10 protein-coding genes are annotated in these 12,847 nt (G+C 59.5%); 7 read left to right on the top strand and 3 right to left on the bottom strand.

Annotated elements, in window-relative coordinates:
• Positions 1-182 precede the first annotated feature (182 nt).
• The 7 genes from JAO29_RS06630 (at position 183) to JAO29_RS06600 (ending at position 8,460) form a co-directional block, all read left to right on the top strand.
• Complete coding sequence (locus JAO29_RS06630) at positions 183-365, top strand: DUF3565 domain-containing protein (RefSeq protein WP_334267403.1); 183 nt, start codon at positions 183-185, stop codon at positions 363-365.
• 138 nt (positions 366-503) lie between these two features.
• A complete protein-coding gene (locus tag JAO29_RS06625) occupies positions 504-1,601 on the top strand; it encodes a mannonate dehydratase (protein ID WP_334267402.1) in 1,098 nt (365 codons plus the stop codon).
• 73 nt (positions 1,602-1,674) lie between these two features.
• Complete coding sequence (gene dprA / locus JAO29_RS06620) at positions 1,675-2,859, top strand: DNA-processing protein DprA (protein ID WP_334267408.1); 1,185 nt, start codon at positions 1,675-1,677, stop codon at positions 2,857-2,859.
• Positions 2,860-3,144: 285 nt separating this feature from the next.
• Positions 3,145-5,985: a type I DNA topoisomerase gene (topA, locus tag JAO29_RS06615; RefSeq protein WP_334267401.1), complete on the top strand. Its 2,841-nt coding sequence runs from the start codon at positions 3,145-3,147 to the stop codon at positions 5,983-5,985.
• Between the two features lie 38 nt (positions 5,986-6,023).
• Positions 6,024-6,443: a DUF4760 domain-containing protein gene (locus JAO29_RS06610; protein ID WP_334267400.1), complete on the top strand. Its 420-nt coding sequence runs from the start codon at positions 6,024-6,026 to the stop codon at positions 6,441-6,443.
• A gap of 134 nt (positions 6,444-6,577) precedes the next feature.
• Positions 6,578-6,862 (top strand): DUF427 domain-containing protein, encoded by a 285-nt coding sequence (locus JAO29_RS06605; RefSeq protein WP_334267399.1) that lies wholly within the window; start codon positions 6,578-6,580, stop codon positions 6,860-6,862.
• Between the two features lie 125 nt (positions 6,863-6,987).
• A complete protein-coding gene (locus tag JAO29_RS06600) occupies positions 6,988-8,460 on the top strand; it encodes a pyridoxal phosphate-dependent decarboxylase family protein (protein WP_334267398.1) in 1,473 nt (490 codons plus the stop codon).
• A 19-nt stretch (positions 8,461-8,479) separates the two neighbouring features.
• Here the strand turns inward: JAO29_RS06600 and JAO29_RS06595 are convergent, their stop codons facing one another.
• From JAO29_RS06595 to ilvC, 3 genes are all read right to left on the bottom strand, one after another.
• A complete protein-coding gene (locus tag JAO29_RS06595; RefSeq protein ID WP_334267397.1) occupies positions 8,480-9,973 on the bottom strand; it encodes an ATP-binding protein in 1,494 nt (497 codons plus the stop codon).
• Between the two features lie 231 nt (positions 9,974-10,204).
• A complete protein-coding gene (locus JAO29_RS06590) occupies positions 10,205-11,728 on the bottom strand; it encodes a sulfatase-like hydrolase/transferase (protein WP_334267396.1) in 1,524 nt (507 codons plus the stop codon).
• 76 nt (positions 11,729-11,804) lie between these two features.
• Positions 11,805-12,830, bottom strand: coding sequence for a ketol-acid reductoisomerase (gene ilvC / locus JAO29_RS06585; RefSeq protein ID WP_334267395.1), 1,026 nt, complete (start codon positions 12,828-12,830; stop codon positions 11,805-11,807).
• Positions 12,831-12,847: the final 17 nt, after the last annotated feature.

Raw genomic sequence — 12,847 nt, 5'->3', positions numbered from 1 at the left:
GCACAGAGTGCCGGAAGCGTGTAGTGGAGCTGATAACGCTGAGCGAGCTCGTCGGAGATCGGCGGGTGCTCAAGGTCCCACATGAGAGGCGCCGAATTGAGGAAGTTGATTGCGGCTACGCGGACGGGATGGAGTGATGTGCCCAAAGGTCTAGTGTAAAAGATGCGTTGGAAGGAGACAGGATGCAGCGTGCGATCATCGGCTTCCATAAGGATGATGAGAGCCACTGGGTGGCGGAGCTGGAATGTGGGCATGGACAGCATGTGCGGCACGATCCTCCATGGATGGTGCGCGAGTGGGTGACGACGGAAGAGGGGCGGCGATCAAGATTGGGAACGGAGCTGGATTGCAAGCTCTGCGAGTAAGAGATGTAGAGGTTGCTGGTGGAGGGCGCCGAATGTAGGATTCTCTGCGGACGCGAACAGCCGGTGGGGGTGCAGCTTGTACAGTAAGGCCGGGGACTGCCCGATCAGCGACGGCGCGAGCATGGAAGCGAGGAATCAATGGATCGGCGAAGGTTTCTTTCTGCATCGAGCGCTGCGGCCGTCGTTCTCGGTGCGAAGACCGGGGAAGCTGCGGGATCTCCGAAGTCAGTGAAGGCTCCGAAGGCCCTGATGAAGCTGGGTTGCCAGAGTGCGCCGACTACGGACGCACACCTGAAGTACCTGGCGCGATACGGAGTGAAGCACATCTGCGGCTATCCGGAGACGACGGAGGGACGAATCGCCTCGACGGTGGACGAGCTGAGCCGTATGCGCGATCTGGCGGAGAAGAACGGGATTGAGATTCTCTGCGTGGGTCCGCCGATTCTCGAGTCCAGCTATATCGATCGCGACAAGCACCCGGCGATCATGCTGGCGCAGAGTCCTGAGCGCGACCGGGATATTGAACAGATGCAGCTGCTGATTCGCAACTGTGCGCAAGTTGGGCTGCCTTCGATCAAGTACAACATGAGCCTCCTCGGGGTGCTCCGCTCAGGCAGAGTGCAGGGCCGCGGTGACGCGAGCTACAGCCAGTGGAAGCTGGCGGAGGCGCATCCCAAGACCCCGCTCACGGTTGCGGGAGAGGTAGACGCGGATGCGTTCTGGGAGAGAATTACGTACTTTCTCGACAAGGTCATCCCGGTCGCGAATGAGTACAAGATTCGAATGGCATGTCACCCTCAGGATCCGGGCGTACCTCCGGAGGGATACCAGGGTGTGGATCGTGTGCTGGGCACGGTAGATGGACTGAAGAAGTTCATATTGATTCGCGAGAGTGAGTACCACGGGCTGAACTTCTGCCAGGGGACGGTGTCGGAGATGCTGGCCGATCCCGGCACGGAGATCTTCGATGTGATTCGCTACTTCGGAGCGCGGAAGAAGATCTTCAACGTACACTTCAGGAATATTCGGGGGCATCGAAACGACTTCGTCGAGGTGTATCCGGACGAAGGCGATGTGGATATGTGGAAGGCGATCCACGTGTACAGGGAGATCGGATATCCGTACATGCTGATGCCGGATCATGTTCCCGTCGCGGAGAGCGACCCCCACGGGCTGCAGTCGTTCGCTTACTGTTATGGATATATCCGCGGCCTGATCCAGGCCGTGCAGGCATAGCGTCGAGGAGAGAACGATCTTGAAGTTGGGCCCGCAGGAAGAGAAGAAGGATCCCTCATCTCAGAATCGAGATTTGGGGCACCCGGCACCCCGGTCTGCTGATGTTGCCGGGACGGAGTCGCAGCTGGCATGGCTTGGGCTGATTCTGACTCCGGCGATGGGAGCGACGCGGACCTGGCGCGTGATGACGCAGCTGGAGGATCCTCGACAGCTCTTTACGGCTTCGCTTACGGAGCTGGAGGGCCTGGGAATGCCCGCCCAGTCGGCGCAGTTCGTCTTTGACGGTAAGGCGCGAGCAGCGGCGGAGGACGAGTGGAACCGGGTAAGGGATAATGGCGCTGCGATTCTTACTCCGGCAGAAGAGGGATATCCGGAGCGGCTGCGCGAGATCTATGATCCCCCGGCGGTGTTGTGGATCAGGGGGGATGCCAGCCTGCTGTCGCGGCCGGGAATCGCGGTCGTAGGGACTCGTCACCCTTCTCCGTATGGAGCGGGTATGGCCGAGATGCTGTCGCGGGACCTGGCAGCGAGAAGCCTGACTATATTAAGCGGGATGGCTCGGGGAGTGGATACGGCGGCGCACAAGGGAGCGCTCGAGGCGAGGGGGAAGACGGTTGCCGTCTGGGGTACGGGAATCGACGTGATCTATCCCAAAGAGAACAAGCGCCTGGCCGAGCAGATTATCGAGAGCGGAGGCGCGATCGTGAGCGAGTACCCTCTGGGAACGTTCCCAGCGCCGCAGAACTTCCCCGTCCGCAACCGCATTTTGAGCGGTCTGAGCATAGGGGTGCTGGTCATCGAGGCTGCGGAGCACAGCGGGACACGGATTACGGCCAGACTGGCCATGGAGCAGAATCGGGACGTCTATGCAGTTCCAGGCAACGTGACGAACAAGAACGCCTGGGGCCCTAACACGCTGATAAAGCAAGGGGCAAAGCTGACAGCGACCTGGGAGGACGTCTGGGAGGACCTGCCCTCCGAGGTACGGCTGCAACTTGAAGAGGAGATGGGCGCTTCCGGGAAGTCTGAATCGAAAGAAGCCGGATCAGCATCCTTATTTAGCGACACGAGGCTCTCTGATCATGAACGGATGATTCTCGAACGGCTAAGGCAGGACGAAACCACCCAGCTGGACGAGTTGATCGAGCAGATGGAGGGTCAACTTGGATCGGCGGAGATCTTTACCGGACTGTTCGAGCTGGAGCTCGCAGGCCGAGTAAGGCAGCTACCGGGCAAAAACTATCTTCGGACGATGTAATCCGGAAGGCGCGTTAACGTCTGAAGCGGTGGAAAACTCTCCGGATGTGGAGATAAGTCTCTGTCTTTGAATCTATTTGCGTGCCGTACCGGAAGAGGTGCCCGAATGAAACGGACCTCTCCGGTGGTGGTAACGTTTCGGCACTGCCTTCGTCTGTTGGGAATCGCCGAAGGTGACGGAACCGGCGAACCGTGTTAGGTTCGCAAGGGAATCCTCGGAAGAATCGAGAAGGATGAATGGAACGCTCAGCTTCGAGCCGACGTTCCGGGGAAATGAAGGGAATCGATGGCTAAGTCACTTGTGATCGTAGAGTCGCCCGCGAAGGCGAAGACGATCAATAAATATCTCGGCAGCGACTACCAGGTGGAGGCCTCGCTGGGCCACATTATGGACCTGCCCAAAAACGACATCGGCGTAGAGCTGAAGAGAAGGACCTTCGAGCCGACGCTGATCGTCTCTCCTGGAAAGGAGAAGGTCGTCGACCGCCTGAAGAAGCTGGCGGCGAAGGCCGATGCGGTTTACCTGGCGCCTGACCCTGATCGTGAGGGAGAGGCAATCGCGGCTCATCTTTCGATGCAGCTTATGCCAGTGGTCCGGGACAAGAAGATGGTCCGAAGGGTGACCTTCAACGAGATTACGCAGAAGGCGGTTCGGGCGGCCTTTGAGAATGCGCGCGACGTCGATGAAAATCTTGTGGACGCGCAGCAGACCCGCCGGGTTCTGGATCGCCTGGTGGGATATCAGATCTCGCCCCTGCTGTGGGATAAGGTTCGCCGCGGACTGAGCGCGGGCCGCGTTCAGACAGTGGCGCTGCGCCTGATTGTGGAGCGCGAGCAGGAGATCAACGAATTCAATCCGGTGGAGTATTGGACGATCGATGCCGATCTTCTGTCGGGTGGTGGAAAGCATGGCTTCACGGCTCGATTTGTCGGCGTCAACGGCGTCCCTTCGCGGGTGGCCAATGGTGTGGATGCGGACGGGAAGGAACAGTTTCTCGCCAATGCACTGCCGGATCGTGACGCAGTCGACGAAGTGGTCGGTGAGCTGGGAGCCGCGAAGTGGACGGTAAAGTCGGTCGAGAAGAAGGAGCGCAGGAACAATCCCAAGGCTCCGTTTACGACGAGCAAGCTGCAGCAGGAGGCAGCGGGACGTCTCGGCTTCAACGTGCGGCGGACGATGGGCGTGGCGCAACGACTGTATGAGGGTGTGGAACTGGGCTCGGAGGGTACGGTCGGTCTTATTACCTACATGCGTACCGATTCCACCCGCGTCAGCCCGGATGCGATCGCGGAGGCGCGAGAGTTCATCGGCAAGCTGGGCGCGGGCTATCTGCCAGCCAAGCCGAATGAGTTTGCGGGCAAGAAGCAGGCCCAGGCGCAGGATGCGCATGAAGCGATTCGACCGACCTCGGTGAAGTTCACACCAGATTCGATCCGCAGATATCTTTCAGACGAGCAGTATCGCTTGTACAAACTGATCTGGCAGCGATTTGTGTCCAGCCAGATGACTCCTGCCGTCTTCGACCAGACGACGGTGGAGATTGAGGCGAAGGCAAAGCTGGCCTATGACTTCAGGGTGACCGGGAGTGTGCTGAAGTTCGAAGGCCATCTGAAGTTCGAAGAGGAAGAGAAACGGGCTCGGCATCTGGCGAAGGAGAAGGTTGCGAAGGAGGAGAAGGTCGCACAGGATCAGCCTGCTGGAGCAGAGGGCGAGGACGAGTCCGAACGACGGCTGCCGGAGCTGGCCTCCGGCGAGACTCTGCGGCTTGAGAAGCTGGATCCGCAACAGAAGTTTACGCAGCCCCCGCCGCGCTACAACGAAGCGAGCCTGGTGAAGACGCTGGAAGAGAAGGGGATTGGCCGGCCTTCGACGTACGCCTCGATCATCAACACCATCCAGGATCGCGACTACGTTAAGAAGATCACCGGGCGATTTGTGCCGACGGAGATCGGGATTGTCGTCACCAAGCTGCTGGTGAAGAACTTCCCGTATATCTTCGATACTCAGTACACGGCGACGCTGGAAGGCGAGCTGGATGCGGTCGAGGATGGGCAGGAGCGCTGGACGGATCTGCTGACCGGCTTCTACGACCACTTTGAGAAGGAGCTCAAAGTCGCTGAGAAGCACATGGAAGATATCAAGAGGATGGAGCACCCGACCGAGGAGGTCTGCGAGAAGTGCGGCTCCCCTCTGATTCTGAAGTGGGGTAAGTTTGGCAGCTTCTTCTCCTGCTCGAACTTCACCAAATCGAAGCCGATGACTGTGGCGGCGGGCCCGTGGAAGAAAGATTCCAAGGCGGTGGTGAAGAAGATCACCTCTGCCTTCACCTTCCCGATGACGGTGAAGGCGATGACAGAGGATGTGACGGACTTCAGTCGCGAGGCTGGCGATGCAAAGCAGTTGACGGCTGCCGTCCAGGAGGCGCAGGGCAAGGGGAAGAAGGTCGTGGTGGAGACCTTCAGCTGCGACTTCACCAAGGAGAACTACGCGGCGAAGCCGGACCTGAACGCTCCGGGCGCCGACGATGTTGCGGAAGAGGAGTTCTGCGATAACTGCGGCCGGGTGATGGTGCTGCGGAACGGGCCGTTTGGTCCCTTCATGTCGTGCCCCGGATACAACGAGGACCCACCCTGCAAGACGATTCGCAAGCTCAACCAGAAGGTCCAGCAGAAGCCTCCGGTGCAGCTGGAAGAGGCTTGCCCCAAGTGCGGCAAGCCGTTGCTTCTGCGGCAGGGCCAGTACGGCGAGTTCATCAGCTGCAGCGGGTATCCGAAGTGCAAGTACATCAAGCAGGACCTGCTGGATGTTAAGTGCCCGAAGTGCGGCGGCGATATTGCGGCGAGAAAGACGAAGCGGGGAGATGTGTTCTACGGCTGCGTCAACTATCCCAAGTGCGACTTTGCCTCGAACCAGAAGCTGATCAACGAGACCTGCCCGAAGTGCGACAGCGCATACCTGCTTGAGGTCACGAATGACAAAGGCACGTTCTGGGTGTGCCCGAACAATCAGGATGCACTACCCAAGCGTCGCAAGAAGAAGGGAGCAGCGGAGGAGGAAGTGGCCTCCACCGTGCCGCCGTGCAGCTTTGAAAAGCAGGCAGCTCAGCCGGAAGGCGAAGCTGCCTGAGGCAGGCGAGAAAGGCTTCCATCAGGAAGAGGAGAGAGATGGCAACTGCTGCAGACGGGGAACTGATCCTGAAGCTGTACGAGATGAGGCGGGAAGAGACGCTGCGGAAGTCGCGGCGCTTTATGGTCTTCGATTTCCAGCCGAAGACGATCGACGAGCTGCGGGTGGTATCGCGCGATGTCGGTTCGCAGCACAATGCAGCCTGGAGGCAGGTTGTGGGCTACTGGGAGATGGCAGCTTCGCTTGTGCTTCGGGGGGCTCTGGACCCCGACCTCTTCCTCGATTCCAATGGCGAGGGCATCCTGATCTATGCGAAGTTCCACCACTTCCACGCTGAGAGTGAGAAGCAGTCGGGTCACCCGTTTATGCGGCATACGGCGGCGTTGATTCGAAAATATCCCGTGGCCGCCAAGCTGCATGAGGGATTCCAAAGATCGCTTGGCCTGACGAAGGAGTAGACGCAAGCTAGCGTTTCTTTTCTGCACCGATTCTGTTACAACTACTAAAGTAGTCTCTGGAAACTGACTTTATGTGCGCCGCCTGGATACCGGGCGGCTTTGCTGTAAATTATTGGAAAGACGGGTTGCAGACTATGGCGAAGGCAGTTTGGAATGGGCAGGTTCTGGCCGAAAGCGAAACCTATGAGACGGTTGAGGGTAACGTTTACTTTCCCGAAGAGACGGTTAAGCGAGAGTTCCTGAGGCCAAGCTCTACGACCTCCAGCTGTCCCTGGAAGGGTCAGGCACGCTACTACACGATCCTGGTCGACGGGCAGGAGAACCAGGACGCAGCGTGGTATTACCCGGATCCCAAGCCTGCGGCCCGCAATGTAAAACATCACATCGCCTTCTGGCGTGGCGTCGAAGTGACGAAGTAAGCCTTCTTTTCTCAGATTCCCGAGGGCTCCTTCGCGAGCTTAGGGTTCTCTCGTTGCCGAGGGCTCACCTTCTGTCGTAGATCCAGTTGTCAGGACAATGCCAAAGTCCAGCGAGGTGGGACGACGTGTATCCCGATGAGAAAGAAAAGACGCTGGATCCTGGCAGCCAGCAGGAGTGGGACCGCCTGCGTGCCCTGGGGCACCGGATGATGGACCAGATCTTCGATCATCTGCAGGGAAGACGCGATCAGCCTGTATGGCAACGGATGCCTGACCCTGTCCGGAGAACGATGGAGCACGATCCTCTGCCGCGGGAGGGCGAAGGCGCTGCGGCTGCCTATGAGAGTTTCGTGAACGGGATTCTTCCCTACGGGATCGGAAACACGCACCCACGTTTCTGGGGGTGGGTGATGGGCAACGGTACTCCTGAAGGTGTGCTTGGGGAGCTGCTGGCCGCGGGGATGAATCCGAATGTCGGTGGATTCGATGATTCGGCAACCTTAGTGGAAGAACAGGTCCTCCGCTGGATGGCGGAGATGATGGGCTTTCCGCCAGAGGCGAGCGGTCTGCTGATGAGTGGGGGCACGATGGCGAACCTCATCGGGCTTGCCGTAGGACGTCATGCGAAGGCGGGATTCGATGTTCGGGCGCAGGGCTTGCAGGGCGGCCCGGTGCTGCGCGTATACGCTTCCAGAGAGACCCACAGCTGGCTGAAGAAGGCGATGGAGCTGATGGGGATGGGCCGAGTCGCTCTCTGCACGGTAGGAGTCGACCGCCATTACCGCATCAGGATCGACGAATTGCAGCAGGCAATCGCGGCAGATCGCGCAGCGGGTATGCGGCCTGTGTGCGTCGTGGCTACGGCGGGAACCGTGAATACGGGAGCGACTGACGATCTGGCTGCCATCGCTGATCTTTGCGAGAAGGAAGACCTCTGGTTCCACGTGGATGGAGCCTTCGGAGCACTGGCGTACTGGTCGGAGGAGTTGCGGGGTCAGCTCAAGGGAATGGAGCGGGCGGACTCACTGGCGTTCGATCTCCACAAGTGGGGTTACATGCCGTATGACATCGGCTGCGTTCTGGTCCGGGACGCTGAGACGCATAAGGCGGCTTTTGCCAGCGGTGCCAGCTATCTGGTCGCGATGGAGAGAGGCCCGGCTGCCGGGGGGCTGCAGTTTGCGGATCGCGGGATCGAGCTCTCCCGAAGCTTCAGAGCATTGAAGGCGTGGATGAGCATGAAATCGCAGGGCGTGAATGCAATTACTGCAGCGATAGAGCAGAACGTGGAACAGGCTCGATATCTCGTATCGCTGGTGGAGAAGTCTCCTTCGCTCGAGATTGCCGCGGAGGCACCTCTGAACATCGTCTGCTTCCGCTATGCCGGGGCAAGCGACGAGCAGAATAAAGAGATCCTGATGCAGTTGCAGGAGAGCGGAGTAGCCGTGCCATCGAGCACAGTGCTGGATGGGCGGTTTGCGATCCGCGTGGCGATCTCCAACCATCGTTCGCGCCGTGAGGACTTCGAGCTGCTTGTGAAGACCGTCGAGCAGATTGGACGCGATGTAGTTGCAGCGACGGGCAGTCCCGCACAAACCTAGTGCGGGACCCCATGGCTATCTAGTAGGCCTGTGCCTGCTCCAGTGGAAGGCGAACCTGGAAACAGGTGGATCCTGGACGAGACTCAACCTGGATATAGCCAGAGTGGCGTTGCAGGATGCGCTGCGCGGTATCAAGACCCAGTCCAAGACCGCGACCCGGAGCCTTGGTGGTGTAGAAGGGCTCGAAGATGCGGCTCTTGAGCTCAGGATCGATTCCCGTCCCTGTATCCCAGACCTCGATGACGGCCATTCCGCCCTGTACCCTGGCACAGACTCGCAGCGTGCCCTGATCCTTCATAGCATCGAGCGCGTTCTCGATGAGTGCGGTCCACACCTGGTTCAGCTCCCGTCCGTACCCGGCGACCGGAGGAAGCGCGGGATCGAAGTCCGTGATGACGGTGACTTGCTGCAGACGCGATTTGAACATCGCCAGGGTATTCCCCAGAGACTGCGCGATGTCGACGTCCTGGATGGGCGCCTGATCCATGTAGGAGTAGTCCTTGATGGCGCGGATCAAGTCGAAGATCCTGACCGTCGAGTTGACGACGGTCTCGGCCATCTTCTCGACACGGAGCGAGCTGGCGAAGGTGGCAACCGCTACCGGCAATGCCTCGGAGGTGGCAAGACCGGCAAGCTCATCCAGCTGAGTCGCAGCGATGCCGGTCTCAGCCAGGGCAGGTGCAATCGCCCAGGGATTGGGTATCTTGTGTTCTTCGAGCCAGCGCAAGAGATCGACCTCGCGGTCGCTGGTTGCAAGCGCATCAGGAGGGCCGTTGAGAGCCTCCTGCTCAGCCAGCCTAGACCGGGTGCGTGCAACCCAGGAGCGATACTGCGAGGTGAGCGCATCGGACAGACAAAGGTTGCCGAGACGATACTTCTGGTCGCCGTACTGGCGGAGCTCGGAGAAGAGGCTGGAGGCAGAACGTTGCGCCGCCGAGGCAGGGTTGTTGAGCTCGTGAGCGAGATTCGCTGCGAGCTTGCCGAGAGCAGCCAGCTTTTCAGCCTGCTGCTCCATGCGCGTCACCTCGCGTACGCGATCCATCATGGTCGAGACGCAGCGTTGCGTCATCGACGGAATAGCGGCCAGCATCTCCGGAAACAGATCTTCGTGAATATCGAGCGACCAGCCTGAGCCTACGAGATAGCCCTCTCCTCCGTATACCTTCATACGTGAGAAAGGGAGCTTGCCCGTCATCTGACCGGCCCGGCCAATCCAGAACGCCATGGGACCTGCGTTGTGGCGGCGGACGTGTACCTCGCCCTTAAGGATGAAGACCATCCGGTCACAGGGGCTGCCCTCTGCAAAGACCATGGCCCCGTCATCCCCCACGCGTTCGGTGCCGTGAGTGGCGAGCCAGCGATATTCGTCTTCCGCGAGGCCATCCAGCGCGGAGATGGTGCGGAGCGCGGCGACGATCTCGTGCAGCGGTGTCGGGTGATGGGGAGGAGCGATAAAGACCTGGAGCCCGAGCTGCTGGGGAAGTAGAGCTTCGTAACTGCTGGGGGCGGCCATGAGGCGAATCTCCTTCTGCCGTCGTGGGCAGGGTAGAGGAACAGGAAGGACAACTCTGTCTCATTGTGACAGGTTTTTGAATACGTTTGGAGGCAAAGCGGCCGTAGAACACGGGGTTTTGTGACGAAGAGCGTGTCCTTGCACGGAATGGCGCCAAGGCGCTACTGAACGGACAAATTTCGGCGTTCGGCTGCGACAGGTTATTGCCGAATATCGGGCGAGGGAGAAGATCTACGGACGGCTTCGCCCTGCTGATTCAATATGATTGATCTGGTCCAGCATGCGTTGGACCAGATCCGGGTGCGTCGCAGCAACATTATGGCGCTCGGCAGGATCATTCGTTCGATCATAAAGCTGCGGTTCGGGCGAATTTCCCAGCTCTGTCCGGGTGTTGGGATCGTAGGCAGGTTTATGGTTGCCACGGATAAGCTTCCACTTATCGTCGACAAGCGCCAGTGACCCGGCTTCTTCAACAAGGGACTGCCTTCCCTTGGGAGAGCGGCCGATCAGTGCGGGCAAGAGATCGAGACTGTCTGGTCCATCCTCTCGACGCAGGGGCTGGCCCACCAGCGACGCAAAGGATGCCATCAGATCAATCTGATCGACAAGCGCGTCTGAAGTTGTTCCCGGTTTGATGTGGTTTGGCCATTTCGCAATAAAGGGCACGCGTGTCCCGCCATCGAAGTTGCTGTATTTGCCTCCACGATAGATGCCGGCCGGTTTATGTGCGCCAAGTCTCTCGACTGCGTCGTCGTGGTAGCCGTCATCGACCACGGGGCCGTTATCGCTCGAAAGGATGAGCAAGGTGTTTTGAGCGAGGCCCTGCTTTTCCAGAGTTTGAAGAATTCGGCCGACGCACCAGTCAAGCTCGGCAATCGCATCGCCGCGGGGACCCATGCTTGTCTTGCCGGCGAAGCGAGGGTTCGGCAGGCGAGGGACGTGGATGTCATGCGCGGGATAGTAGAGGAAGAAGGGACGATGACTGTTTTCTTCGATAAAGCGGACAGCCTTTGAGCTGAGCGTGTCGGCGATATCTTCGTCGACCCATAGGGCGGACTTTCCGCCCTCCATGTAGCCGATGCGACTCACTCCGTCGACGATAGCCATATTGTGTCCATGGCTGGGCTTCATCTTCAGCAGCTCGGGATGATCCTTTCCGGTTAATTCGCCTGGAAAAGGGGCTTTATAGCTGACGTGGATCGGATCGTTGGGATTCAGATTGACCACGCGATGATTCTCCACGAAGACGCATGGAACGCGATCGGGGGTCGCAGGAATGATGAAGGAATAATCGAACCCCAGCTCCATCGGGCCGGGCTTGATCTCCCCATTCCAGTCGATCTCTCCGCTGCCCAGCCCAAGATGCCACTTACCGACGATGCCTGTGGTGTATCCCGCTCGCTTGAGGAGGGACGGCAGTGTGAGCTGGTGAGTGTCGATGACGAGAGATGCATCGCCCGGAAGAACTCCGGTGCCCTTCTTCCGCCAGGCGTATTGCCCGGTCATCACGGAGTATCGCGAGGGAGTGCATGTGGCCGATGTCGCGTGGGCGTCAGTGAACCGCAGCCCCTGGGCCGCAAGCGAGTCGATGTTAGGCGTGTGGACCGAGGTCGCGCCGTAGCAGCTCACATCGCCATAACCGAGATCGTCGGCGTAGATAAAGATGATGTTGGGATGAGAGGCAGGCTTTGCCGCGCCGAGCAAACCTGTGGCAGTGACAGCGCTGAGGGTCTGGAGAAACTGTCTGCGGTTCATCGCAGACCATCTTACTTGAGGAGAGGACTCGCAGCGGCGCGGGCGCGCACGCTGCGAGTCTTTGCAGACGGTGCAACTAGGCCTTGACGACGGTTCCGTTCTCGACCTTGACGGGATCGAGGAAGGGCATCGCCTTACGCAGCTCGGCACCTACGGTCTCGATGCCGTGGGCGGCCTCCTGCTGGCGGATACGAGCGAACTCATGACGGCCGGTCTCGTTCTCCTCGATGAATTTCTTGGCGAAAGAGCCGTTCTGAATCTCCTCGAGGAGCTTCTTCATCGCCTTCTTGGTCTCAGCGGTGACGATGCGTGGTCCAGCCACATAGTCTCCCCACTCCGCGGTATCGGAGATGGAATGACGCATGTAGGCAAGTCCGCCGCGATACATGAGGTCCACGATCAGCTTGAGCTCATGGAGAACCTCGAAGTAGGCAAGCTCGGGCTGATAGCCGGCTTCGGTGAGGGTCTCAAAACCCGCCTTGACGAGAGCAGCGGTGCCTCCGCATAGGACGGCCTGCTCGCCGAAGAGGTCGGTCTCGGTCTCTTCGGTGAAGGTGGTCTCAAGAACTCCGGCGCGGGTGCAGCCGATGCCCTTAGCGTAGCTGAGAGCAAGCTCGAGCGCCTTGCCGCTGGCGTTCTGCTCGACGGCTACAAGACCGGGTACGCCGCCGCCCTCGGTGAAGACCTCGCGGACGCGGTGGCCGGGTGCCTTGGGGGCAACGAGCGAGACGTCTACGCCCGTGGGAGGAACGATGGTTCCGAAACGGATGTTGAAGCCGTGCGCGAACATGAGGGTCTTGCCGGGAGCGAGGTTCGGTTCGACCTCTGCCTTGTGAACCTTGGCCGCGGTCTGGTCGGGCGTGAGATTCATGATGACATCGGCCCACTTGGCGACGTTGGCAACGGTGTCGACCTGAAGACCGGCCTTGCGTGCGCGCTCGGCGTTGGGCGACTCGGGACGGAGGCCTACGCGAACCTCGACGGCGGAGTCCTTGAGGTTGAGGGCATGTGCATGGCCCTGCGAGCCGTAGCCGATGATGCCGACTTTCTTTGCTTGGATGAGGGAGAGGTCTGCGTCTTGATCGTGATAGGTCTTTGCCATTTCTCTTTTCCTTTTCT

Source organism: Edaphobacter sp. HDX4, assembly GCF_036877565.1.
In the GTDB taxonomy this organism is placed as follows: Bacteria; Acidobacteriota; Terriglobia; order Terriglobales; family Acidobacteriaceae; genus Edaphobacter.
This window is presented reverse-complemented; position numbering and strand designations above follow the sequence as displayed.